The following is a 24489-nucleotide window of genomic DNA, read 5'->3' as shown; positions in this document are numbered from 1 at the left end:
GCCATCGGTGGGGTGCTGATCGGGGTCGGGGGGCCGGTGCTCGTTTTCTTTGTCGTTCCGGCCGGGGTGTGGCGGCTCGGGCTCGCCTTCGGGGCCGCGCCGCTCGGGATTCTGCTGGTCTTCTTCGGGCTCGGGCGGCTGGTCAGGGACAAGTCCTAGACGCGCGGGGCCTCGATGGCGAAGTCCGTGGCCAGGACCCGCGCCAACTCGTTCTCCCCGCCCGTCAGTTCCCGCTCCTCCCGGGTGCCGTCCGGGTACGTGGTGACCAGGGTGCGGCCCGTCAGGGCCAGGTGGCGGTCGGGGAGCGTGCGCTGGATGCGGGGGGTGTGGCGGAACGGGGAGCGCGGGTTCGTGGCCACGTGCCAGTTCATCGTCTCGTAGTCCGCCGGCTCGAACGGCTCGCGGCTGAACGCGTACTGGTCCTGCCAGCTTCCCGCCTGGAACGCCTGGAGCACCCACAGGTCCTCCGGCCCCTTCGGGTACGGCTCGCGCAGCAGGCGGTGGCGGCGGTCGCCGTCCGGGGTCTCCGGGCCCGCGACGAGCGGGATCGCCTCCAGCAGGCCGCCGATGCTGCCGAAGCCGACGTCGGCCAGGTGGCGTGCCGGGTGGCCCGGCACGCCGACCAGGAGCGTCATGTGCGTGCGCGGGCGCACCGCGCCCCCGCGTTCGCCAACCCGCACCCGTGCGGCCAGCCGCGTCACCTCGAAGCCGAGCGCCTCCAGGACGGCGGCGAACAGCGTGTTGTGCTCGAAGCAGTAGCCCCCGCGGCGGCTCCGGACGAGCTTCGCCTCCAGATCGGGCAGCGCCAGGGAGGGCGCGAGGCCGCGCAGGGCGTCCAGGTTCTCGAACGGGATGCCGTACACGTGGGCGCGGTGCAGGGAGCGCAGCGTTTCGAGCGTCGTCGCCGGGGTCCCGGACCAGCCGACGCGCGCCAGGTACGCGTCGAGGTCCAGCGGGAACGGCACGTCGGGGGAAGGGTGCGTGGTGACCGTCGCGTTGCTCATACTCCCGACCGTACGGGCGCCCCGCGCCCTCCCGCGTCGGGCCGGCGCCGCATCCCGGCTCCTCCGCGCGGCGTAGGCCGACGGCGCGCCTGCGGAACCTGTACCCCCACCGCCGCTGTCCCTACACTTGGTAGCGACAGCGTCACGGCCCATGGGGAGGCGGATGTGACACGTCGCTGGGAGGCAGATCCTTCCGCGTTGTTCGTGCGGCGGCTCGGGGAGTCGGCGGCAGCGCTGGGGAAGTCGGAGGACAACGACGACTGTCCGGACATCTGGCAGTTGGACAACGGCGACATCGCGGTGATCGGCCGCGATCTCACGACCGCCTACGGCTCCCGTCTTCCGGCGGGTGTCACGCTGGCCGCCGACGAGCGGCTGGTCATCATTCCCGGAAGCATGCTGAGCGCGGCCAAGAAGGACATCCCGGATGCTTGATCTCGTTGCCCCCGCCCTCGACCCGGCGCAGGGCGAGATCCTGGATCAGGCCGCCTACAAGCGGGATTTCCGGGAACGTGACGCGGAGGTCCGGGGGCACGACTCGTGGAAGTTCGAGCGGCGGCAGCACTTCGAGGAGCAGGCGAGTCCGAGCCGTGACGCTCTGCGCCGCGGCGACTGGCAGGGGGCTCTGCGGCTCATGGAGGAGCGCCGGGACGCGCACGCGGAGGCCGTGCGGCGGGAACGCATGCGCGCCACCACCTTCCACCGGGTGCGCGTCGTGGAGGAGCCGCCGACGCCGTATCTCCAGTGGGAGTTGCACTCGCTGCGCGTCCAGGCGCAGTCCGGCAAGCCGATCCGTGTCGTCCACGCGGACAAGGTGAGCGCGCTGGAGGGCGCCGGGTTGCTGCCCGAAGTCGTGGTGCTCGGCGGAAAGACGCTCTACAGCATCGCCTACACGGCCGAAGGCGTCCCGGACGGTGCCGTCCGCTTCACCGACCCTGGCCTCATCAAGGGCTGGGAGCACTTCGTCAGGGCGCTCTACGCGGAGGGCGAAGACGTGGTCCGCTACGTCGACCGTTGTATCGCCCACTTGCCCCCGCCCGGGCTGAAGCCCGAGTGACGCGGTCACCGGGCACGGGAGGCGACGACGACAGGCACCCGAGAGGCACGCGTGCCGAGTTGTCAGGAACGTCGCGTGATGTCGTCCAGGCGGGCCACGTCAGCGGCGGTGTCCACTTCCACGGCGCCAGCGGGCGGCAGGACGATCCGGACCGCCCGGCGCCCCGCCAGTTTCCGGGCGGCCCCCTCGACTTCGTCAACCGCGCCGAGGAACTGCGGCGTCTCAACGCGATACTGACCGACGACGAGGGCCGCCCGCTCGTCGTCTCCGTCTGCGTGATCGCCGGCACGGCCGGCGCCGGCAAGACCTCACTTGCCCTCCGCTGGGCACACCAGGCGCGGGACCGCTTCCCCGACGGTCAGCTCTACATCAACCTCCGTGGCTACGACCCGGGTGAGCCGGTCACGGCCCCGCAGGCCCTGCACCGCTTCCTGACGGCCCTCGGCGTCCGTCCGCACTCCATTCCCGACGACCCCGATGCCGCCGCCACCCACTATCGTTCGCTGCTCGCCGACCGGCGGATGCTGATCCTTCTCGACAATGCCGCGACCGTCAGCCAGGTGCGGCCCCTGCTGCCCGGGAACGCCCGCTGCCTCGCTCTCGTCACCAGCCGCAACCGCCTGTCCGGCCTGGCCATAAGGGACGGTGCGCAGCGGATCACCCTGAGGACGCTCCCGGAGTCCGAGGCCGTCGCCCTGCTCCGTGCCGTCACCGCGCGCTACCGTCCGGAGGACGACGCCGATCGGCTCACCGAGTTGGCCCACCTGTGTGCCCGGCTCCCCCTTGCCCTCCGCATCGCCGCCGAGCGCGCCGCCGGCAACCCGCATCTGCGACTGGCGGACCTGATCGCGGACCTGCGTGACGAATCGGCGCTCTGGGGCGCCCTCAGCCCGGGCGACGACGAGGATTCCGACGCGGTCCGTACCGTCTTCGCCTGGTCCTACCGCGCCCTGCCCGCACAGGCCGCCCGACTCTTCCGGCTTCTCGGCCTTCACCCGGGCCCGGCCTTCAGCATCCAGGCCGCGGCAGCGCTCGCGGGCGTCGGTCCCGGACGTACCGCCAACTGCTGGACACCCTGGCCGGCGCGCACCTGCTGGAGCAGACCGATCCCGACCGTTTCGAGTTCCACGACCTCCTGCGCGCGTACGCGGTGGAACAGGCCCACCTCGAAGAGCCGCCCGCCGAGCGGGAGGCGGCCCTGCGCCGGGTTCTGGGCTGGTATCTGCACACCGCCGATGCCGCCCAGGGCCGGATCCAGCCCACCGCACCCCGGCTCCGGCTCGAACCGCTGGACGGGGACGCACCGGCGCTGTCCTTCCCGGACTACAACACGGCCGTGGACTGGGCCATGCGCGAGCATGCCAACCTGCTGCGCGCCACCCGGGCGGCCGAGGCCGCCCGACTCGACCGGATCGCCTGGCAGTTGCCGGCTGTTCACTGGAACGCGTGGGCGCGCTCCGGCCCCCTGACCGAGTGGATGGCCGCGGGCGAAGCCGGTCTGCGTGCCGCACGCCGCCTTGACGACCGGGCGGCGACGGCATGTCTGCTCGATCAGCTCGGCAAGGCTCATGGGCAGCGCCAGAGCCCGGCCGCAAGCCTCGCCTGTCACCGGGAAGCGCTGGCTCTCCGGCAGCAGCTGGGCGACCGCGAGGGCGAGGCCGCCACGGTGAACGCCATCGCCCTGACTCATTTGAGGAGCAGACAACTGGCGGACGCCGCCGCCGGGTTCCGGAAGGCCGCGACCGCGTTCCGGCGCCTGGGCAACGCCCAGTGGGAGGCGGTCGCCCTGTCCAACCTCGCGGTGGCCCACCATCGCGCGGGCCGTCTGCCGGAAGCCGCCGACACCGTGCGGCAAGCCCTCGACGCCCACCGGGGGCTGGGCAGCGCACGCGGCGAGGGCAACGCGCTGCGCGTGCTCAGCGACATCCAGCGCGAGAGCGGTGAACCCGAGGCAGCCCTGCGATCGGCTCAGAGCGCGCTGGAGATCGCTCTCGACCTCCGCAACCACGTGCTGGAGGGATACTGGCTGCTCACCCTGGGCGACGCCCAGCGCGCCAACGACCGGCCCGCCGATGCCCTGACCTCCTACCACCGTTCGGCGGTGCTGCACCGGCGCCTCGGTGACCGCGCCCGCGAAGCCCTCGCCTGGCACGGCACCGGACTCGCCCACCAAGAGTTCGAGCGCCCCGCGGAAGCCGCCGACTTCCACCGCCAGGCCGTCGTCACGTTCCATGAGCTGGGCGATCCCTGGCACGAGGCGGTGGTGCTCGAAGCCCTGGCCGCCGCCCTCGCGGACGCCGGCGAGCCGTCCGCTCAGGTCCACCGCCACCGGACCGAGGCGCTGCGGCTTCTCGTCGGCTTCGGCGATCCCCGGGCCGTCCGCCTGCGGGAAGACATCCGGCGGCGCCTCACCGACCGCTGAGGGGCCGCGGCGTAGGCCGGCGGCGGCAATTTGCAGAACTGGTGAACCAATCGGGGTGATCCTTCGTGTGTTCCTGTGCGCCGCCGGCAACGCGGAGCTGATGCGTCGGCGGCGGGGACGCGGGCGGCGGCCGGGACGAGGGGTCGGTCGCCGTCGGCGGTCCCCCGGTTGCCGGGCGGTCGGGGGGCGTTCACAGTGAGGTGCGTGGACCCCGTGGCTGTGGCTCAGGAGCAGTACCCCGCGTTTCCCCTCGACGCGTGGCGGCCGACCAAGGAGACCGTGCACCGGTTCCTCCAGATCGTCGGCAAGATCCGGCTGGCCGCCGGGCCGCGGCGGAACCACTGGTGGCACGTGTCGTTCCACCTCACCGGCAACGGCGTCACCACCCGGCCGATGCGGGACCCGGTGAGCCGGCAGGTGTTCTCCGTCGACTTCGACTTCGTCGGGCACCGGCTGGCCGTCCGGACGCTGGCCGGGGACGAGATCGCGTTCCCGCTCGCCGGGCGTTCGGTCGCGGACTTCTACGAGCTGATCACCACCGCGCTCGCCGATCTGGGGATCGGGGTCAGGCCGCGCATCCCGCGTCCGTTCGACCTGCCGGACGCGGACCGGCCGTTCGCGGAGGACACCGAGCACCGGGACTACGACCAGGACGCCGTCTCCACCTACTGGCGCATCCTCAGCCGGGTGGGGCTGGAGCTGGAGGTCGCCGCGGCCGAGTACGCGGGGAAGGTCAGCCCGGTCCACCACTTCTGGCACACGTTCGACATCGCGATGACCCGGTTCTCCGACCGGCACGTCGACAGCGATCCCTCGACCGATCCCGTCACGCGGGAGGCGTACTCGCGGGAGGTCATCAGCTCGGGCTTCTGGTTCGGGGACGACGAGACGCCGGAGCCCGCGTTCTACTCGTACACCGCGCCCGCTCCGGACGGTCTCGCGGACCGTCCGCTGCTGCCGGAGGCCGCGCGCTGGGTGGACCGGGGCGGGTCCCCGCTGGCGGTGCTGCCCTACGAGGCGGTGCGCGGCGCGCGGGACCCGGGCGGCGACATCCAGGCGTTCTACCGCAGCGCCTACCGCGCGGGCGCGGATCTGGCGGGGTGGCCGCGGGACCGGGAGTGCCGTCACGGCGTGACCGACCCGGTCCTCTCGTGAACGGGAGGACCGGGCCGGGGTGCGGGAGCGGGGGCGGGGTCAGACCAGGGCCGGTTCCCTGGGAGCGGCGGTGCCGGTGACCTCGGCGGCGTCCCCGGCCGCCGGGGCGCCGTGGCCGGTCTCGCGGGCGTGCCTCGGGAGCAGGAACGCCAGGGCGAACGCCGCCACCGTCAGGCCCAGGGCCAGCAGCGTGACCTGCCGCGCGCCGTCCAGGAAGGTGCCCGCCGAGAAGAAGACCGTGCCCAGCACCGCCACGCCCAGGCTCGCGCCCGTCTGCTGGAACGACTCCAGCAGGCCCGACGCCGAGCCGACCTCGTGGTCGCGGATCTCGCCCATGACGATGCCGAACAGCGGCACGAAGATCATGCCCATCCCGAAGCCGTAGACGACGAGCGGCAGCGCCAGGTCGAGGCCGTCCAGGTCCGTCCCGATCCGCGTGTACACCGCGTACAGCACGGTCAGGCCGGTGGTCATCAGGGCCAGCCCGAGGTGCAGGATCCGGCGGCCGAGGCGCGCCATCATCATGGCGCCGAAGCCGGAGCCGAAGAACGAGCCCACCGCCGCGGGCGCCATGGTCAGGCTGGCCCGGACCGGGCTGAAGCCCTGCCCCATCTGGAGGAAGAGCCCCAGCGCGAGCGAGAAGCCGACGATCGAGCCGAAGAAGACGATGACGAACGCGACGCCCGAGGTGTACGAACGCTTGGCCAGCACGCTCAGCTCGACCAGCGGCGTGCCGCCGGACCGGCCGCGCCGCACCTGGTGGACGGCGAACAGGCCGAGGGAGAGGACCGCGCCGGCGCCGACGGCCAGCAGCCAGGCGGGCCAGCCCTGCTCGCGGCCCTGCACGAGCGGGTAGACGAGGAGGAACATCCCGAGCCCGGCGAGCAGCGCGCCCGCCCAGTCCAGCCGCATGCCGCCCGCGGAGGCGGCGCCGCCGCTCCGGACGGGGAGCGCGGCGCGGCCGGCGAGGAGGGTGAAGGCGCCGAGCGGCAGGTTGATGAAGAAGACCATCCGCCAGCCGGTGCCCCACAGGTCCGCGTCGACCAGGAGGCCGGCGACGATCGGTCCGAGGACGGTGGACAGGCCGATGACCGGGCCGAGCGCGCCGAACGCCTTGCCGATCTCGCGCGGCGGGAACAGGTCGCGGATCAGGCCGAAGCCCTGCGGGATCATCACGGCCCCGAACAGCCCCTGCGCGACGCGGGCCGCGATCAGGGCGCCCGGCGCCCAGGCCAGGGCGCAGGCCATGGAGGCGATGAGGAAGCCGGTCGCGCCGATCAGCAGCATCCGGCGGCGGCCGAACATGTCGCCGAGGCGTCCGCCGGTGAGCAGGCCGACCGCGAGGGCCAGGGTGTAGGAGGCGGCGATCCACTGGAGACTCGCCTCGGAGCCGCCGAGGTCCGCCTGGATCGAGGGGGCGGCCACGTTGACCACGGTCGAGTCGAGCAGGTTCATGATCATGGCGGCGAGGACGGCGAAGAAGCCCAGCCAGCGCCTGTCCGGGGATACGGGCGATGCGGGGGACGCGAGGGACGCGGGAGACGCGGTCGTGTTCTTCATGTACGTCAGGCTCGCAGGGCTTTAGGAACGTTCCGTTCCTATATCGCGCGGCAGAATGCGGAACATGCTCGAAACTTCCGCGCGCCTCCTCCGGCTCCTCTCCCTCCTCCAGACCCCCCGCGACTGGACGGGCACCGAGCTGGCCGAGCGGCTCGACGTCACCACGAGAACCGTCCGCAACGACGTCGAGCGGCTGCGGCGGCTCGGCTATCCCGTCCACGCGACCAGGGGCGTGGTCGGCGGCTACCGCCTGGGCGCGGGCAGTTCGCTGCCGCCGCTGCTGCTCGACGACGAGGAGGCCGTCGCCGTGGCGATCGGCCTGCGCACCGCGACCGGCGGCTCCGTCGAGGGGATCGAGGAGGCGTCGCTGCGGGCGCTGGCCAAGCTGGAGCAGGTGCTGCCGCCGCGCCTGCGGCGGCGGGTCGGCGCGCTCCAGGCGTACACGGTGGCGGTGCGCCCCGACCGGGCCGGGCCGGGCGTGGCGCCCGAGCTGCTGACGACGATCGCGGCGGCCTGCCGGGACCACGAGCGGCTGCGGTTCGACTACCGGGCGCACGGCGGGGCGTCGGGCCGCCGCGACGTCGAGCCGTACCGGCTGGTCAACTGGGGCCGCCGCTGGTACCTGATCGCCTGGGACACCGGGCGGGCGGACTGGCGGACGTTCCGCGTGGACCGCCTCGAACCGCGCACCCCGACCGGTCCGCGCTTCGCGCCGCGGCCACTGCCGGAGGAGGACGTGGCGGCGTACGTGTCGCGGGGCGTGGTGTCCGCGCCCCGGCGGTACCGGGCGCGGGTGGTCCTGCACGCGCCGGCGGAGGCCGTGGCGGAACGGCTCCCGGCGTGGGTCGGGACGGTGGAGGCGGTGGACGAGCGGACGTGCGTGCTGGACACGGGGGCGGACCGGCCGGAGACGGTGGCCGAGTGGCTCGGCGTGCTGGGCGTCGACTTCGACGCGTCCGACTCGCCCGCACTGGCGGACGCGCTGCGGCGGCTGGCCGACCGCTACCGCCGCGCGGCCGGGGACTGAGCGCCGGGGGGCGAACGCGTGACGGCGGGCACCCTCAGGGGAAAGGGTGCCCGCCGGGTTCTCACGCCGTGCGCGGGGGTCAGTACCGCCCGCGCCGGCGGCGGTCCAGCTGCTTGCGGACCAGGCGCTCCACGACTCCCGCCGCGCCGCCGCCCGACGTACGGGCACCGTGCGGACGGCCGCCCGGCCGCCGGGACGAACGGAGCGCCCTGGCGCCCAGCAGGGCCAGTGCTCCGCGCATCAGCCTCTTGCCTGTGGCCATGTCGATCAGCTCCTTCCGGATGCGTCCGGCGTTACCTGTCCGGGTGCCCCGTTCCGCGCCGTCTAACACCCCGGACCCGGCCGACCGCCGCCCGCGCCGCCCGCGCCGACCGCCCACGGTCCACCGTCCACCGTCCACCGTCCACCGCCGGTTCAGGCCCGGGTGCGGGTCACCGCGTCGCGGACCGCCTCGGTGGGGCCGCCGCGGGCGTAGGCCGTGCGCTGGCGGGCCGCGCCGTTGCCGTCGGTCAGGAGGCGTTCGACGCCGGCGCGGACCAGGGCGAGGTCGCCCGCGTCGCGCAGGGCGTCCGCCACGTGGTCGACCAGGTCCTCGACGACCTCGCGGGCGGCGGCCGGGCGCTGGGTCTCCGGGTGGAGCAGCGCGCCGGTCAGGCCGGAGCGGCTGGCGCGCCAGGCGGCGAGGCGGAGCAGGTCCGGCTCGGTCCGCGGCGCGGGCTCGCCGTCCTGCCACGCGCGGGACGCGGTTTCGACCAGGCCGCGCACCAGGGCCGCCAGCAGGACGGCGTCGTCCGCGTCCTGGCAGACGTCGTTGATCCGGACCTCGACCGTCGGGTAGCGGGCGGAGAGCCGGGCGTCGAAGTAGACCATGCCCTGGTCCAGCAGGGTGCCGGTGGCCAGGAGGCGGTTCACGGTGTGCCGGTACCCGTCCGGCGAGCCGAAGGCGGGGGGCGGGCCGGTGGTCGGCCAGCGGCCGAAGACCTGGTAGCGGTAGCTGGCGTAGCCGGTGTCCCAGCCCTGCCAGAGCGGGGAGTTGGCGCTCAGCGCCAGCAGCGGCGCGAGCCGGACGCGGATGCGGTCGAGGACGGCCACGCCCTCCTCGTCGGACTCGACCTGGACGTGGATGTGGCAGCCGCAGGTGAGCTGTTCCTGGGCGGTGAGCCCGAACGCCTCGGCGATGCGGCGGTACCGGCCGCCGGGGGTCAGCTCGGGGGCGACGGGGAGCGGGGACGTGGCGAGCGCGGCGACCTCGGCTCCCTCGGTCGCGGCGAGGTCACCGGCGCGGCGGCGCCAGTTCCGGATCTCGGCGCGGAGTTCGGGGAGCGTGGCGCAGGGCGTCGTGTTCGTCTCCAGTTGCTGCTGCTGGAGTTCGGCCACGACCTCGTCCTTCTCCCCGTCCGCTCCGGCCAGCACGGCCGCCGCGACGGCGCGCGGCCGGGCGGACTCCGCGTCCACGAGCAGCAGTTCTTCCTCTACACCGATGGTTCGCACCCGAGTGCGACTACCCCGTTCGAGCGGAAGCGAACAAACGGCCACCGGCGGCGGGGATCGGGTGGCCGTCCGTTAGGGAGGTACGGACGGCCACCCGGGTTCAGCGGCGCGGCCGTTGGGCGTGCGCCGGGTCGGGGAAGGACGAGGTGTACGGGATGACCACCCGGTCCGTGGCCGTCGCGATCACCGTGTACGTCACGTCGGGGTACGTCGCGGTGCCCGCGTCGGGGCCGGTGAGGAACTCGGCGTCGCGCGCCGGCCGCGCGCGGGCCGGGCGGAGGGCGCCCGCGAGCAGCGGCGCGCCCGGGATGTCGCCGGTGCCGCGCACGGCGGTCCCGCGGCGACAGCCCTCCTCGACGGGGAGCGGGGCGCGGGCCGCGGCGAGGAACCCGTCCCGCGCCGGGCCGGTGGACTCCGCTCCGGTGACGGTCCCGGTGCCGTTCCCGCCCTCCGACCCGTGCGCGGTCCCGTGCGCGGTCCCGGTGGCCGACGCGGGGGCGGCGGCGGTCCCGGCGTCGGCGGCGCGCCGCCGACGCCGGGCGGCCTCCGGGGCACGGGGAGCACGCATACGATCTCGCCTTTCCTCGCGGGCATCCCGCCAGGGCGGCGCGCCGAGGACGACGCACGCCAGGCGGCATGCCCATGCGCCGGCTCCGCACGGTGGCGACCGGCTGAAGCGGATCCTGTCGGACGGACCCCGGCTCCGGGCAGGCGTGGGTGAAAAACCTGTCACCACAGGAGCAAATTTCGCGCCCCGCGGCTCATGGTCCCGACCGCTTCCGGGCCCGGATGACTCATCCGCCTCAGCATCTCGGCGCCCGCCCCTTCCCGGCCCTTGGTCACGCGGTTACCGTTGGGTAACTCGCAGCGCCGGCGCGCGTCCGCTGCGGCATTCACCGACCGCCGACCGCCCACAGGAGTGGCTGGTTTTCCCACGTCCGTTGTCTGGAAGGGCCGCGATGCCACGGAGCGAAGCCGCGATCACGCAGAACCCCTGGCGCGATCTTCCGCCCGCGCTCGCGGGGATCCTGCGCCCGCGCCTCGCCGAGATCGAGGCCGAGATCATCGGCTCGATCCGGAGAGAGGTCGACGTCTACCGGCAGCCGCTGGACTCGGCCGCCGGGCGCGAGCTCGTGGCCACCGTGCGCCGCGCGCTGGAGCAGTTCGTCGAGCTGATCGAGGACCCGGAGCGGCCCCAGGACGACCACGCCGACTTCTTCCGGCGCATCGGCCGCCTGGAATACCTCAACGGGCGCGGCACGGACCTGCTCCAGGCCGCCTACCGCGTCGGCGCACGCGTCGCCGCCCGCCACTACGTGGCCGCCGCCCGCGCCGCCTCGTTCCCCGAGGATGTGCTGATCACGCTCAGTGACGCCGTGCTCGTCCACATCAGCGCCCTGTCCGAGGAGGGCGTCAGGGGGTACACGGCGGCCATGGCGAAGATGGTCGGCGACGTGCCGCGCGCCCGCCGCGTGCTGGCGGAACGGCTGCTGGACCCCGGTCCGCCCGGTTCGGCCGAGCCCATGGAGGTGCTCGCCGCCCGCGCGAAGTGGCCCTGGCCCGAGCGCCTCGCCTGCGCCGTGGTACCGGCCGTGACGGAGGCACCGGCCGGTCTGGACGAGGAGATCCTGGTGCTGCGGCGCGGCACCATGCTGCACCTGGTCGTGCCCGACCCCGACAGCTCGGGGCGGGCGGCCAGGCTGCGGCAGCTGTTCGCCGGCACCGGGGACGGCCCGGCCGCCGTGCTCGGCCCGGCCGTGACGCCGGACCGGGCGCCGATCTCGCTGCACTGCGCCCGGCTGGCGCTGAAGCTGCTGCGCCGCTCCCCGGGCGGCGCGCACGGCGTGGTCGACGCCACCGACCACCTGGTGGACGTGCACCTGCTGAACGGCGCGCCCGTGGGGACCCTGGTCGCGGAGCGCGCGCTGCGGCCCCTCCAGCTCCTGACCCCGGGGAAGGCGGCCCGCCTGGCCGAGACGCTCGACGCGCTGCTCATGTCCTGGCGGCGGACCGCCCCCGAGGTGGCGGAGACGCTGCACATCCACCCGCAGACGGCCCGTTACCGCATCCGGCAGCTCGAAGACCTCTTCGGGCCGCTGCTGGCCGATCCGGCGTTCCGTTTCCAGGCGATGCTGGCGCTGCGCACGAAGGCGCTGGGGATCAACGAGCCCCGCCGTTGACGTACAGGGTCTGGCCGCTGACGTAGGAGGCGTCGTCGCTGGCGAGGAAGGCGACGACGGAGGCGATCTCCTCCGGCTGCCCGACGCGGCGCAGCGGAGTGCGCTCGGCGACGGCCTGCTGGTGGTCCTCGGCCGAGGCGCCGACGCGGGCGGCGGTGGCGGCGGTCATCGAGGTGGCGATGTAGCCGGGCGCGACGGCGTTGACGTTGATGCCGAACGGGCCCAGCTCGATGGCGAGGGTGGCGGTCAGGCCCTGGATACCGGCCTTGGCCGCCGCGTAGTTGGCCTGGCCGCGGTTGCCGAGGGCCGAACGGCTGCTCAGCGACACGATCTTGCCGTAGCGCTGCTCCACCATGCGGGCCTGCGCGGCCTGGCAGCAGAGATACGCGCTGGTGAGGTTGACGCTCAGCACCGCGTCCCAGTCGGACTTGGGCATCTTGAAGAAGAGGTTGTCCCGGGTGATGCCCGCGTTGTTGACCAGAACGTGCAGGCCGCCGAAGTCCTCGGTGACGCGGTCGAACACGGCCCGCACCGCCGCCTCGTCGGAGACGTCGCAGCCGTAGGCACGGGCCTTGCCGCCCGCCTCGGTGATGGCCTCGACCGTGGCCGCGGCGCGCTCGGCGGTGAGGTCGACGACGGCGACCTCGGCGCCCTCGTCGGCCAGCCGCCGGGCGGTGGCGGCCCCGATGCCCTGCGCGGCGCCGGTGACGACGGCGATCCTGCCGGTGAACCTGCTCACGGGACTCTCTCTCCTTCTGCCTGCTGTGTCTGGGTCTGGTGTGGTGCGGTCGCGTCGGGTCAGTCGGGTCAGTCCGGTCAGTCGCGGTCCACGAGCACGGCGCTGCCCTGCCCGACGCCGACGCACATCGTGGCCAGGCCGCGCCGGGCGCCGGTGCGGGCCATGCGGTGCAGCAGCGTGGTGAGGATGCGGGCGCCGGAGCAGCCCAGCGGGTGGCCGAGCGCGATGGCGCCGCCGTCCGGGTTGACCAGCTCCGGGTCGAGACCCAGCTCCCGCACGGAGGCGAGGGCTTGCGCGGCGAACGCCTCGTTGACCTCGGCCGCCTCGATGTCGTCCACGCTCCGGCCGGTGCGGGCCAGCACCCGGCGGGTGGCGGGGACCGGGCCGATGCCCATCACGTCGGGATGCACGCCCGCGCTCGCGCCGGCCGCGTACCGGCCGAGCGGGGTGAGGCCCAGCTCGCGCACGGCCTCGTCGCTCATCAGCAGCAGACCGGCGGCCCCGTCGTTCATCGGCGAGGAGTTGCCCGCGGTGACGCTGCCGCCGTCGCGGAAGACGGGCTGGAGACCGGCGAGCCGTTCGGCGGTGGTGTCCTCGCGGATGCCCTCGTCCTGGTCGACCACCACGCCGTCGGGCCGGGTGACGGGCAGGATCTCGGCCGTGAACAGGCCGTTCTTCCGGGCCTCGGCGGCCCGGCGGTGGCTGCGCAGCGCGAAGGCGTCCTGGTCCTCGCGGCTGACGCCGTACCGCCGGGCGACCTCCTCGGCGGTCTCGCCCATGGCGAGGACACCGTGCAGCTCGCGCATGGCGGGGTGGGTCAGGCGCCAGCCGAGCCGGGTGTCGTACGTCGTCATCGCGCGCGGCAGGGCCTCGTCGGGCCGGGGCAGGACGAACGGCGCGCGGCTCATCGACTCGGAGCCGCCGGCCAGCACGATGTCCGCCTCGCCGGAGGCGATGGCGCGGGCGCCCGAGGTGACGGCCTCCAGGCCGGACGCGCACAGCCGGTTGACGGTGGCGCCGGGCACGGAGTCGGGCAGGCCGGCGAGCAGGACCGCCATGCGGGCGACGTTGCGGTTGTCCTCCCCGGCCTGGTTGGCGGCGCCCCAGTAGACGTCGTCGATCCGGGCCGGGTCGAGGCCGGGCACGTCGGCGAGCAGCCCGCGCACCACGACGGCGGCGAGGTCGTCGGGGCGGACGGCGGCCAGGGCGCCGCGCAGCCGCCCGATGGGGGTGCGGCGGGCGGCGACGAAGTGAACGGTTCGCATGGTCTTCTCTGTCTCCTCGCGTGCTCGGCGCGTGCTCGGCGCGTGCTCGTTCGCGTGCCCGGCGCGTCTCAGAACGCGCTGACGCCCGTCAGGTCCCGCCCGATGATCAGCTTCTGGATCTGGCTGGTGCCCTCGTACAGGGTCATCACGCGGGCGTCGCGCAGGTACTTGCTGACCGGGTACTCGTCGATGTAGCCGTAACCGCCGAAGACCTGAAGGGCGTTGCTCGCGGCGCGCACGGCCGCCTCGCTCGCGTACAGCTTGGCGATGGACGACTCGGTGGCGAACGGCTGCCCGCGGTCGATGAGATCGGCCACCCGCCAGGTCAACAGCCGCGCGGCGTCCGTCTCGACGCGGATGTCGGCGAGCAGCTCCTGTACGAGCTGGTGGGAGGCGATCTGCTTGCCGAACTGCTCGCGCTGGCCCGCGTATGTCACGGCCGCCTCCAGGCTGGCGCGGGCGATGCCGACGCAGCCGATGGCGACCGACATGCGGCCCTTGGCGAGGGCGGCCATGGCGACCTTGAAGCCCTGGCCCTCACCACCGAGCCGGGCGCTGTCCGGCACCCGCACGTTGTCGAACGTCAGCTCGGCGGTCGGCTGGCCGCGCAGCCCGAGCTTGCCGTGCACGGTGCGGCGCTCCAGACCGGCGGCGGAGGTGGGCACCAGGAACGCGGTCACGCCCTTGGGGCCGGGGCCGCCGGTGCGGGCGAAGACGAGAACGACGTCGGCCCAGGTGCCGTTGGTGATGAACATCTTGGAGCCGGTCAGCAGCCAGTCGGCGCCGGCCCGGACCGCGCGGGTGGCGAGGTTCCCGGCGTCGGAGCCGGTGCCGGGCTCGGTGAGGCCGAAGCAGCCGAGGGCCTCGCCGGAGCAGAGGGGAGGCAGCCACTCGCGCTTCTGCTTCTCGGTGCCGTAGGCGGCGATCGACTTGGCGACCAGGCCGAGCGAGACGGAGACGATGCCGCGCACCGCCGAGTCGCCGCGCCCCAGCTCCTCCAGGACCAGGCAGTAGCCGAGGTGGTCACCGCCGGAGCCGCCGTACTCCTCGGGGATGGTCAGCCCCAGGAAGCCCAGGGCCCCGAGCTTGCCGACGATGGCGCGGTCGACGGACTCGGCGCGGTCCCACTCGGTGGCGTGGGGCACGATCTCCCGGTCGGTGAACTCGGCGGCCAGCCGCCGGGCGGCCACCTGCTCCTCGTCGAGCTCCAGGTTCATGGCGGGCACTCCGTGACAGTCGGGCAATTTTAATTAGCAGTGCAAGTTTTATAGGACGATACACGGCCCGCCCGGCCGGTGGGAAGCGTGTAGCCTCCCAGGAATCCCGCTCGCCCGCCCAGGAGGTGCGTCATGGGCCGGCCGCGCCGCCCGCTGCTCAGCCGCGACCGCATCGTCGAGGCGGCGCTCCGCATCACGGACGCGGAAGGCCTCCAGGCCCTGTCCACCCGGCGCCTGGCCGCCGAACTCGGGGTGAGCGGACCGTCGTTGTACAACCACTTCCGGACCATGGACGAGTTGGTCGACGCGGTCGCGGACAGCGTGCTCGCGCAGGTCGACATCTCGATGTTCGGCCGCCTCGACTGGCGGACCGCGCTGCGCGACTGGGCCCGCTCCTACCGCGCCGCGCTCGCCGCCCACCCCAACCTGGTCCCCGTCCTGGCCCGCGGCCCCGGCCGCCGGCCGGGCGCGCTCCGGCTGGCCGACGCGGTCTTCGGCGGCCTGGTCGAGGGCGGCTGGCCCCGCCCCCAGGCCACCCGGATCGGCGCGCTGATGCGGTACTTCGTGACCGGCTCGGCCCTCGGCTCCTTCGCCTCCGGCTTCCCGGCGGACGCCGGCGTCTACAGCGGCGACTACCCCCACCTCGGCCAGGCCCACCTGCTGGCGGAACACCAGCAGGAGATCGACGAGGGCGCGTTCGAAACGGGCCTGGAAGCCCTCCTGGACGGCCTGGAATCCCGCTTCACCCGCCTCCGCCCCACCTGACGGCCGCGGCGACCACGTCACCGCGGAGCCCGGACGCCGCCCCACCGGTCCCGGACGCGACCACGCGGGCCCCCGATGCCCGCCGTCGCCTCCGTGACCCAGGGACGCGCGAGCGACAGGCCCTGTCCCGTGGGCCCCCGCCCACGAGCCCCGGTCCGGCCGACGCCCTCCCACCACATCCGGCCCCGCATGCCACCACGACACAGCCCCCGACCGGACCGAGCCCCGCCCCGGGCCGGTCCCCGCCGCCCGGGTGCCGGAGCACCGCGCGAGTTCGTCCGCGTCCGGCCGGGTGGCCGCCGTTCGGGGCGCGTACGTTCGGGGGGCCTTCGGCGCGGCTTCCGGCCGTTTCCCGTCGTGGCGGGGAACCGCGCACGCACCGTGGGGGGACGCGACGAGAGGAAGCGCCATGCGAAGCGACGCCACCCCCCGCCGACGGGTCAGCGGGCCGACCGACCATGTCGTGGTCGTCGGTGCCGGGCTGTCCGGCCTGGCCGCGGCCCTGCACCTGCTGGGCGCCGGCCGCCGCGTCACCGTCGTCGAACGGGACGCCCGGCCCGGCGGGCGCGCCGGACTCCTCCACCGCGACGGGTACCGCATGGACACCGGCCCCACCGTCCTGACCATGCCCGCGCTGATCGACGAGGCGCTGGCCGCCGTGGGCGACTCGGTGCGCGACCGCCTCGACCTCGTGCCCCTCCACCCCGCCTACCGCGCCCGCTTCGCCGACGGCAGCGCCCTCGACGTGCACACCGACGCCGACGCGATGGAGGCGGAGGTGCGCCGGTTCGCCGGGCCGCGCGAGGCGGCCGGGTACCGGCGGCTGCGGCGGTGGCTCACCGACCTGTACCGGGCGCAGTTCCACCGCTTCATCGACGCCAACTTCGACTCTCCGCTCCAGCTCCTCCACCCCGACCTGGCCCGGCTCGCCGCGCTCGGCGGGTTCGGCCGGCTGGACGCGCGCATCGGCCGGTTCCTGTCCGACGAACGGCTGCGCCGCGTCTTCACGTTCCAGTCCCTCTACGCGGGCGTGCCCCCCGCCCGCGCCCTCGCCGCGTACGCCGTCATCGCGTACATGGACACCGTCGCCGGGGTCTGGTTCCCGCGCGGCGGCGTGCACGCGCTGCCCCGCGCGCTGGCCGGGGCCGCCGCCGACGCGGGCGCCGCGTTCCACTTCGGCCACGAGGTGACCCGCCTGGAACGGTCCCGGTCCGGGGACCGTGTCACCGCCGTCCACACCGCGCCGGGCCTGCGCGTGCCCTGCGACGCCGTCGTCCTGACGCCCGACCTGCCGGTCGCCTACCGGCTGCTCGGCCACCGCCCGCGCCGGCCGGTGGCCCTGCGGCACGCGCCGTCCGCCGTCGTCCTGCACGCCGGGACCGACCGGACGTGGCCGGAGCTGGGGCACCACACGATCTGGTTCGGCGGCGCGTGGCGCGCCACGTTCGACGAACTCACCCGCACCGGCCGCCTGATGAGCGATCCGTCGCTGCTGGTCACCCGCCCCACCGCGCACGATCCGGCGCTCGCGCCGCCCGGGCGGCACCTGCTCTCCGTCCTCGCGCCGTGCCCCAACACCGCCATCGGGCCCGGCCCGCGCGCCTGGCGCGCGGGGCTGGCGCGGCGTTACCGCGACGGCCTACTGGCGGAGCTGGAACGGCGCGGGCTGACCGGGTTCGGCGCGGCCATCGAGACCGAGTGCCTGCTCACGCCCGCCGACTGGGCGGCGGCGGGGCACGCCGCGGGCACGCCGTTCTCCGCCGCGCACACGTTCGCGCAGACCGGACCGTTCCGGCCGCGCAACCTCGTGCGGGGCGTGACCAACGCGGTGCTGGCCGGGTGCGGCACCACGCCGGGCGTCGGGGTGCCGACCGTGCTGCTGTCCGGCAAGCTCGCCGCCGCCCGGATCACGGGCGGGGCCGGGGCCGACCGCCGCCGGACCGCGCTCGCCGGGGCCGCGTCGTGACCGCGCGGGAGCTGGACGCGGCGGGCATCACCGATCCGGCCCTGCGCGACGCCTACCGGCGCTGCCGGCGGCTCAACGCGCGGCACGGCAAGACGTACTTCCTCGCCACCCGCCTCCTCCCGGCGGCCCGGCGCCCGGCGGTGCACGCGCTGTACGGGTTCGCGCGGTGGGCCGACGACGTGGTGGACGACCTGGACAGCGGCGCCACGCCGGAGGAACGGGCGACGGCGCTGGACGGACTCCAGGGCCGCCTCGCGGCGGCGCTGCGGAACGGCGGCGGCGCCGGTACGACGGATCCCGTGGTGCGGGCGCTGGCGCACACCGCCGCCCGGTACCGCATCGACCACGCCCACTTCACCGACTTCCTGGTGTCCATGCGCGACGACCTGGTCGTCACCGACTACCCCACCTACGCCGACCTGCGGCGCTACATGCACGGCTCGGCGGCGGTGATCGGCCTCCAGATGCTGCCGGTGCTCGGTACGGTCGTGCCGCGCGAGGTGGCCGCGCCGCACGCGGCGGCCCTCGGGGTGGCGTTCCAGCTCACCAACTTCCTGCGCGACGTGGGCGAGGACCTCGACCGGGGCCGGATCTACCTGCCCGCCGACCTGCTCGCCGCCCACGGCGTGGACCGGGCGCTGCTGCGCTGGAGCCGCGCCACCGGGGCGCGCGACCGGCGGATCACCGCCGCGCTGGTCGCGGCGGCGGACCTGACGCGCGGCGTCTACCGGGAGGCGGCGCCGGGCATCGGCATGCTCGACCCGGTGTCGCGGCCGTGCATCGCGACGGCGTTCACGCTGTACGCCGGGATCCTCGACGCCATCGCGGACGACGGCTACGCGGTGCTGCACCGGCGGGCCGTGGTGCCCCGGCGGCGGCGGGCAGCGGTGGCGCTCGGCGGCCTGGCCCGGATCGCGGCGGCCCGGCTCCGAGCGGCCCCGCAGCGGGAGAAGGAAAGGGAGAAGGAGAGGGAGATCGCGTGAACCCCGGCCGTTACCCGCTGCGCCTGCGCCGCCGTCCCGTCGCGTGGGAGGACCAGCGGCCCACGTGGCGCGACGCCGCCCCCGCCGTGATCGCCGCCGCGCTGAAACGGGCGACCGCGCGCCCCTCGGGGAACTGGTACGTGCTGGCGGCGTCCCGGGAGATCGGCCGGGACCGGCCCTTCGGGCGCACGGTCGCGGACACCGAGGTCGTCGCCTGGCGGGACGGCGCCGGACGGCTGCTGGCCGGGCCGGGCGCGTGCCCGCACCTGGGGGCGCCGCTGGGGGAGAGCCGGGTGCGGTGCGGGCGGCTGGTCTGCCACTGGCACGGACTGGCGCTCAGCGGCGCGCCGTTCGCGGGGTGGGAACCGTTCCCCGCGTACGACGACGGGGTGCTGGCCTGGGTCCGGCTGGACGGGGTGGGCGGGGAGGAACCGCTGCCGCGCCCGGTGATCCCGCCCCGGCCGCACCCGGCCGGGGCGCTGGAGGCGGTGTGGACGGGGATCGGCGCCTGTGAGCCGGAGGACGTGATCGCGAACCGGCTCGATCCGTGGCACGGCGCGTGGTTCCACCCGTACGCGTTCGTGGACCTGTCGGTGGTGGGTCCGCCGGACGAGGCGGCGGAGGACGGCTTCGTGGTGGACGTGTCGTTCCGGGTGGCGGGCCGGGCGGTGGTGCCGGTGCGGGCGGTGTTCACGGCGCCGGAGCCGCGCACGGTGACGATGCGGATCGCCGAGGGGGAGGGCGCCGGTTCGGTGGTGGAGACGCACGCGACGCCGCTGGGCCCCGGCCGCACGGCGGTGGTGGAGGCGGTCATCGCCACCTCCCCCCGCCCCGGCTTCGCCCTGGCCCGCGCCGCGGCCCCGCTGATCCGCCCCCTGCTCCGCACGACGGCGGCCCGCCTGTGGCGCGACGACCTGCCCTACGCGGAACGCCGCTGGACCCTCCGCCGCACGGGCCGCTTCCCGGGCTGACCCACCGCCGTCCCCGTCCCCGTCCTCGCCGTCCGCCCGTGGCGCGGGCCGGAGAGGGAGCCGGGGAGGGAGCCGGAGAGCGGCCGGGCGGCCCGGTCCGGGAGCCGCGCCGCGTCACGCCCGCCCCAGGCGCGCGGCCAGCGCGCGCAGGGCCGGGGACCGGCCCCGGTCCGGGACGGTCCGCAGGGTCTGGCCCCGTACCCCCCAGCGGGCCAGGAGGGCGTTGGCGGCCAGGAAGCCCGTGGTCGCCGCGCGTTCCATCAGGGCGACCGGGAGGCCGGTACGGACCAGGTCCCCGGCGAGCACGACCTCCTCGTGCGGGGTGCGCACGGTCGGGCGGTCCGGCCAGCCGTTCACCGCGAACAGGGGGCAGTCCGCCCGCCACTCGTGCCGTTCGTCCACCACCCGCGCCGCGCCCAGCTCCGGGTAGACCCCGTGGGCCCGCGCGGCGAGGTCCTTCTCCACCGCGCCCCGGTCCGCGCCGGGGTCGACGGCGTAGGCGTGCAGTTCCACGACCGAGCCGCCGGTGCGCGCCGCCCACCGCGCCGCCTCGCCCTCCCAGCGGTCGAGGACGCTGATGTTGTCCAGCGGGCCGAAGCCGCTCGTGCCGAGGAAGCCGGGCCGGTCCGGCGCCACCGGGCGGTCCAGCCACAGCCGGGACACCAGGAACGGCGGCGCGGTCCGCAGCCGGGCGATCCGGTCCCGCCAGGCCGCGTCGCCCAGCCCGGGCGAGCGGGCGACCACGCCCCTCAGCCCGGCGGTGTCCAGCGCGAGCACCACCGCGTCGTACCGGCCCGTTCCGCCCTCGCTCGTCACGTCCGCGCCGCCGCCCGGCAGCGGCGCGACCCGTTCCACCGCCTCCGCCACGCGCACCACCGCGCCGTGCCGCTCCAGATGGCGGCGCAACGGATCCCACAGCGCGCGCGGGAACGGCTCGTCCGGCACGTCGAACAACAGCCCCTCCGCGCTGCCGAGGAAGTAGATGTGGAACATCAGCGCCAGCTCCGCCGCCGACAGTTGACGCGGATCCGCGAAGAAGCTGCGGGAGAACACCTCGAACGCCAAGTGCCGCGCCGCCGCCGGGAAACGGACCCGGTCGAGGAAGTCCGCCGCGCTGACGCCGTCGAGCCGGTGGTAGACGCGCGGCACGCGGACGTCGAGCAGCGGCAGCGCCGCCGCCGGGTTCATCCGCAGCAGGTCGGCCCACCCGAAGCTGGGGCTGAGGGCCACGAAGCCCAGCGCGCTCCACGGCGGCGTGCGCGGCACGCGGGCGAAGCCGTCGCGCGGGCCGTCGGCGTGCAGCAGGGGGTAGTCGGGCAGGCCGGTCAGCATGCGCAGGCCGGGGTCGGCGCGGCGCAGCAGGTTCCGCAGGTTGTAGTACTGGCGGAAGAAGGCGTGGAAGCCCCGGCTCATGGTCACCGCCGAGCCGTCCGCGAGCCGCGTCTCCCAGCCCGCGAGGCGCCCGCCGAGCGCGGCCTCCCGCTCGAACACGGTGACCCGCACGCCACGTTCGGCCAGCGCGACGGCCGCCGCCAGCCCCGCGATGCCGCCCCCGGCCACCGCCACCGCCGGCGGCGCGTCCGACCCCACCCGCGCCCGGCCCGGCACGGGCGGCACCACCCGCGCCCGCCGGTCCCGGCCCCACCGGTCCGCGTCCGCGCGGCGGCTCACCGGGCCCGCCTCCGGACCACGACGGGCAGTTCGGCCGCCGTCCGCAGCATCGGCCGTACGGGCGTCCGCAGACCGATCGTCAGGTCCTCCCACAGCGAGGAACGGCCGTCGAGGAAGCGCAGCAGCCGTTCCGTCGGCACGCCCCGGAAGAGCCCGGTGAAGAACGCGGCGCCGTCGATCCGCCCGGTGGCCAGCGCGCGCAGCAACACCGCATCCATGGCACGGGACTTGGCCGGGTGGGCGGGCGGCGGCACGGGAGGCCGGCCGCGCCGGTAGGCGGCGGCGACGGCCCGGCTCTGCCGCTGGACGGCGGCGAACGTGTAGCCCGTCGCCGGCCGCGTCGCGCCGCCCGCCGTGCCGATCCGGAACACCGACTTCCCGGTGCGGCGCGGGAACACGGCGTCGGTCATGGGGATCACGCCCTGCTCCACGGCGGTGACCCGCAGCCCGTCGAGACCGAGGACGTCCCGCGTGTAGTGCCGCAACGCCCGTTCGTAGCCGTCGTGGTCGAGGAGCGCGGGCGCGAACTCGGTGTATTCGACGAGCGCTTCGCGCGGCGAGAACGGCAGCAGGTACCCGAAGGACAGCCCGCGCCCCGGCTGGCGGGTGCGGAAGTCCATGAGTTCGGCGACGCCCGGCTCGAACGCGGCCCGTTCGGCGCTCACGAACCAGCCGCGGAAGTGCTGGAACAGCGTGGTCCGCGCGGGCGGCAGGCGGCGCGGCGGGCGGGAATCAAACGCCCAGCGGGCGCGCAGCACGACCCGCCGCCCGTCCCCGGCGACGCCCCGCACCTCCGCCCCGCCGCCGCCCGGCACGTCCCGCACCACGTCCACGGCGGCCTCGACCCGCCGGAACCCCGGCCGCCCGCCGAGCCATCCGGCGACCAGCGCCTCGAACGCGCCGGAGCGGAGCATCTTGTACCGCAGCGGCTCCGGCCGCCCCTCGACCGGGCGGCCGTCCGTACCGCGCACCCGCAGCCGTTCCCAGGAGGCGGCCACCGCCTCGTCGTACGCGCCGGGCCCCTCCTCCCAGAAGCACCAGGTGCGTTCCGCCGGGCGCAGCGGCCCGGCCGGGGCGTCGACCAGCACCACCGACGCCGTGTCCGGCAACCGGTGGGCGAGCGACAGCCCGGCGGCGCCCGCGCCGACGATCACGACGTCGGCGTCACCGGTGACCGGCCCTGTTCTCACAGGCGCGATGCTCCCGCACCCGGGCCGTCCGGCCGGGCGGACGACACCCCCGTCGCCGCTCCGGCCCCACGACCACCACCCGGACGGACGCGACCCCCCGGCCGCGCCCGGTCACCCGGCGCCGCCGCTGTCCTGGGTACCGATCGGGGTGCCGCTGAGGTACCGGGCGGTGTTCACCAGGCCGACCATGCTGAACGCCTGCGGGGTGTTGCCCAGATGGCGCCCGCGTTTCACGTCGTACTCCTCGCTCAGCAGGCCGACGTCGTTGCGCAGGCCGAGCAGCCGCTCGAACAGGTCGCGGGCCTCGTGGTGCCGCCCCGTTCCGTGCAGGGCGTCGGCGAGCCAGAAGCTGCACGCCAGGAACGCGCCCTCCGCGCCGGGCAGTCCGTCGACGCCGTCGTCGGCCTCCGGCCGGTACCGGAGCACGAACCCGTCCTCGTGCAGCTCGCGCCGCACCGCCTCGACCGTGCCGCGCATCCGCGGGTCCCGCCACGGCAGGAAGCCGACGCGCGGAAGCAGCAGCAGCGCCGCGTCCAGCCCGCGCGAGCCGTAGAACTGGGTGAACGTGTTCCGTTCGGCGTCGAAGCCCCGCTCGCAGACCTCCGCGTGGATCCGGTCGCGCAGCGCGGCCCACCGCTTGGCCGGGCCGGACAGCCCGTGCTGCCGCACGGCGCGCACCGCGCGGTCGAGCCCGGCCCAGGCCATCACCTTGGAGTGGACGAAGTGGCGGCGCGGGCCCCGGACTTCCCACAGGCTGTTGTCGGGCTCGCGCCAGCTTCCCTCCAGGTGGTCCAGGAGCGCGCGTTGCAGGTTCCACGCCGTCTCGGCCCCGGCCAGGCCGCTGTCCCTGGCCAGATGGAGGCAGTCCAGCACCTCGCCCCACACATCGAGCTGGAACTGCCCGGCCGCCGCGTTGCCGGTCCGCACCGGCGCCGAACCCTGGTAGCCGGACAGCCAGTCGAGCGTGGCCTCGGGGATGCGGCGGGTCCCGTCCAGCCCGTACATGATCTGGAGGTCCGACGGGTCCCCGGCCACCGCGCGCAGCAGCCACTCCCGCCAGGCCGCCGCCTCCTCCACGAACCCGGTCTCCAGCAGCGCCTGGAGGGTGAAGGCGGAGTCGCGCAGCCAGCAGTACCGGTAGTCCCAGTTGCGCGCGCCGCCCAGCTCCTCCGGCAGGGAGGTGGTGGCGGCGGCCACGATGCCGCCGGTCGGCGCGTACGTCAGGGCCTTCAGCGTCACCAGCGCCCGCCGCACGGCCGCCGGCCACTGCCCGTCGTAACGGCAGGCCGACATCCACGACTCCCAGAACCGCTCGGTGTCGGGCACGGCCCACAGCGCGTCCACAGGCTGTGGACGCGGCAGGTGCGAGGACTGGTACGTCAGCACGAACGGCACCCGTTCGCCCGCCCGCACGGTGAACTCGGCCCGCACCAAGCCGTCTTCGAGCCCGGTGGTGTCCACGGGCGTGCGCAGCCACACGGCGTCGGGCCCGGCGACGGCCCGGACGTCCTCTCCTTCGCGGCTGATCCACGGCACGATGTGCCCGAAGTCGAAGCACAGCCGCAGCTCCATGCGCAGGGGCACGGCCCCCGAGACGCCCTCCACCAGCCGCACGACGTCCGCCGCCTCGCCGCGCGGCGGCATGCAGTCCACGACGCGCACCACGCCCTCCGGGGTGTGCCACTCGCTCTCCAGCACCAGCGAATTCCCGCGGTAGCGGCGGGAGTGGACGGTGCCGCCCGCCGCCGGGGCCAGCGCCCAGCGCCCGGCGCTCTCGTCGTGCAGCAGCGCGGCGAAACAGGCCGGCGAGTCGAACCGGGGCAGGC

At 75.2% G+C, this 24489-nt stretch carries 22 protein-coding genes and 1 pseudogene; 11 read left to right on the top strand and 12 right to left on the bottom strand.

The genetic code is table 11. From position 1 onward, the window contains the following. Positions 1-155: 155 nt before the first annotated feature. Positions 156-1004: an arylamine N-acetyltransferase family protein gene (locus ACSNOC_RS19765; protein ID WP_436748827.1), complete on the bottom strand. Its 849-nt coding sequence runs from the start codon at positions 1002-1004 to the stop codon at positions 156-158. A gap of 165 nt (positions 1005-1169) precedes the next feature. Here ACSNOC_RS19765 and ACSNOC_RS19760 point away from each other — a divergent pair, with 165 nt between their 5' ends. The 3 genes and pseudogenes from ACSNOC_RS19760 to ACSNOC_RS19750 all read left to right on the top strand — a co-directional run. Next, complete coding sequence (locus ACSNOC_RS19760) at positions 1170-1439, top strand: hypothetical protein (protein ID WP_436748826.1); 270 nt, start codon at positions 1170-1172, stop codon at positions 1437-1439. Continuing rightward, a complete protein-coding gene (locus tag ACSNOC_RS19755) occupies positions 1432-2061 on the top strand; it encodes a DUF6879 family protein (RefSeq protein WP_436748825.1) in 630 nt (209 codons plus the stop codon). Before ACSNOC_RS19760 ends, ACSNOC_RS19755 begins: the two co-directional genes overlap by 8 nt. Then, positions 2058-2807: pseudogene (locus tag ACSNOC_RS19750) on the top strand (hypothetical protein); the annotation flags it as partial. The gene ACSNOC_RS19755 and the pseudogene ACSNOC_RS19750, both read left to right, overlap by 4 nt. Positions 2808-3052: 245 nt before the next feature. Here the strand turns inward: ACSNOC_RS19750 and ACSNOC_RS19745 are convergent. Beyond that, a complete protein-coding gene (locus tag ACSNOC_RS19745) occupies positions 3053-3190 on the bottom strand; it encodes a hypothetical protein (RefSeq protein ID WP_436748829.1) in 138 nt (45 codons plus the stop codon). Between the two features lie 21 nt (positions 3191-3211). Between ACSNOC_RS19745 and ACSNOC_RS19740 the strand changes: the two genes are divergently transcribed. After that, positions 3212-4483 (top strand): tetratricopeptide repeat protein, encoded by a 1272-nt coding sequence (locus ACSNOC_RS19740; protein WP_436748824.1) that lies wholly within the window; start codon positions 3212-3214, stop codon positions 4481-4483. Positions 4484-4702: 219 nt separating this feature from the next. Further along, entirely contained in the window at positions 4703-5638 is a 936-nt protein-coding gene (locus ACSNOC_RS19735) for a DUF5996 family protein (RefSeq protein WP_436748828.1), read from the top strand. Positions 5639-5677: 39 nt separating this feature from the next. On the opposite strand, the gene ACSNOC_RS19730 is transcribed toward ACSNOC_RS19735, so the two are convergent. Then, positions 5678-7198 (bottom strand): MFS transporter, encoded by a 1521-nt coding sequence (locus ACSNOC_RS19730; protein ID WP_436748823.1) that lies wholly within the window; start codon positions 7196-7198, stop codon positions 5678-5680. A 64-nt stretch (positions 7199-7262) separates the two neighbouring features. On the opposite strand from ACSNOC_RS19730, the gene ACSNOC_RS19725 reads away from it, so the two are divergent. Then, on the top strand, positions 7263-8225 hold the full coding sequence (locus ACSNOC_RS19725; protein ID WP_436748822.1) for a helix-turn-helix transcriptional regulator: 963 nt from the start codon (positions 7263-7265) through the stop codon (positions 8223-8225). A 79-nt stretch (positions 8226-8304) separates the two neighbouring features. Here the strand turns inward: ACSNOC_RS19725 and ACSNOC_RS19720 are convergent, their stop codons facing one another. From ACSNOC_RS19720 to ACSNOC_RS19710, 3 genes are all read right to left on the bottom strand, one after another. Further along, on the bottom strand, positions 8305-8487 hold the full coding sequence (locus tag ACSNOC_RS19720; RefSeq protein WP_436748821.1) for a hypothetical protein: 183 nt from the start codon (positions 8485-8487) through the stop codon (positions 8305-8307). Between the two features lie 152 nt (positions 8488-8639). Continuing rightward, positions 8640-9716: a glutamate--cysteine ligase gene (locus tag ACSNOC_RS19715; protein ID WP_436748820.1), complete on the bottom strand. Its 1077-nt coding sequence runs from the start codon at positions 9714-9716 to the stop codon at positions 8640-8642. 100 nt (positions 9717-9816) lie between these two features. Continuing rightward, the gene (locus ACSNOC_RS19710) at positions 9817-10284 is read right to left on the bottom strand and encodes a hypothetical protein (protein WP_436748819.1); all 468 of its coding nucleotides are present in this window, start codon (positions 10282-10284) and stop codon (positions 9817-9819) included. A gap of 391 nt (positions 10285-10675) precedes the next feature. Here ACSNOC_RS19710 and ACSNOC_RS19705 point away from each other — a divergent pair, with 391 nt between their 5' ends. Continuing rightward, positions 10676-11896, top strand: a complete 1221-nt coding sequence (locus ACSNOC_RS19705) for a helix-turn-helix domain-containing protein (RefSeq protein WP_436748818.1) — start codon at positions 10676-10678, stop codon at positions 11894-11896. Here the strand turns inward: ACSNOC_RS19705 and fabG are convergent. The 3 genes from fabG to ACSNOC_RS19690 form a co-directional block, all read right to left on the bottom strand. Then, on the bottom strand, positions 11877-12635 hold the full coding sequence (fabG, locus tag ACSNOC_RS19700; RefSeq protein WP_436748817.1) for a 3-oxoacyl-ACP reductase FabG: 759 nt from the start codon (positions 12633-12635) through the stop codon (positions 11877-11879). The genes ACSNOC_RS19705 and fabG overlap by 20 nt on opposite strands. A 77-nt stretch (positions 12636-12712) precedes the next feature. Continuing rightward, a complete protein-coding gene (locus ACSNOC_RS19695) occupies positions 12713-13900 on the bottom strand; it encodes a thiolase family protein (RefSeq protein ID WP_436748816.1) in 1188 nt (395 codons plus the stop codon). A gap of 68 nt (positions 13901-13968) precedes the next feature. Beyond that, positions 13969-15117, bottom strand: coding sequence for an acyl-CoA dehydrogenase family protein (locus ACSNOC_RS19690; protein WP_436748815.1), 1149 nt, complete (start codon positions 15115-15117; stop codon positions 13969-13971). Between the two features lie 132 nt (positions 15118-15249). Here ACSNOC_RS19690 and ACSNOC_RS19685 point away from each other — a divergent pair, with 132 nt between their 5' ends. The 4 genes from ACSNOC_RS19685 (at position 15250) to ACSNOC_RS19670 (ending at position 19802) form a co-directional block, all read left to right on the top strand. Continuing rightward, positions 15250-15882, top strand: coding sequence for a TetR/AcrR family transcriptional regulator (locus ACSNOC_RS19685; RefSeq protein ID WP_436748814.1), 633 nt, complete (start codon positions 15250-15252; stop codon positions 15880-15882). A 409-nt stretch (positions 15883-16291) separates the two neighbouring features. Next, entirely contained in the window at positions 16292-17848 is a 1557-nt protein-coding gene (gene crtI, locus ACSNOC_RS19680; protein ID WP_436748813.1) for a phytoene desaturase family protein, read from the top strand. Beyond that, the gene (locus tag ACSNOC_RS19675) at positions 17845-18831 is read left to right on the top strand and encodes a phytoene/squalene synthase family protein (protein WP_436748812.1); all 987 of its coding nucleotides are present in this window, start codon (positions 17845-17847) and stop codon (positions 18829-18831) included. The genes crtI and ACSNOC_RS19675 overlap by 4 nt, the downstream gene beginning before the upstream one ends. Beyond that, on the top strand, positions 18828-19802 hold the full coding sequence (locus ACSNOC_RS19670) for a DUF5914 domain-containing protein (protein ID WP_436748811.1): 975 nt from the start codon (positions 18828-18830) through the stop codon (positions 19800-19802). The genes ACSNOC_RS19675 and ACSNOC_RS19670 overlap by 4 nt, the downstream gene beginning before the upstream one ends. 114 nt (positions 19803-19916) lie before the next feature. Here the strand turns inward: ACSNOC_RS19670 and ACSNOC_RS19665 are convergent, their stop codons facing one another. The 3 genes from ACSNOC_RS19665 to ACSNOC_RS19655 form a co-directional block, all read right to left on the bottom strand. Continuing rightward, on the bottom strand, positions 19917-21473 hold the full coding sequence (locus ACSNOC_RS19665) for an FAD-dependent oxidoreductase (protein ID WP_436748810.1): 1557 nt from the start codon (positions 21471-21473) through the stop codon (positions 19917-19919). Next, positions 21470-22663 carry a lycopene cyclase family protein gene (locus tag ACSNOC_RS19660; RefSeq protein WP_436748809.1) on the bottom strand — a complete coding sequence of 398 codons (1194 nt, stop codon included), beginning with the start codon at positions 22661-22663 and terminating at the stop codon, positions 21470-21472. Before ACSNOC_RS19660 ends, ACSNOC_RS19665 begins: the two co-directional genes overlap by 4 nt. A 111-nt stretch (positions 22664-22774) precedes the next feature. Further along, a partial coding sequence (locus ACSNOC_RS19655; protein WP_436748808.1) for a glycoside hydrolase family 15 protein occupies positions 22775-24489 on the bottom strand: 1715 nt, incomplete at its 5' end.

Origin of the sequence: Streptomyces sp. URMC 129, assembly GCF_051386415.1 — a bacterium.
GTDB lineage: Bacteria > Actinomycetota > Actinomycetes > Streptomycetales > Streptomycetaceae > Streptomyces.
This window is presented reverse-complemented; position numbering and strand designations above follow the sequence as displayed.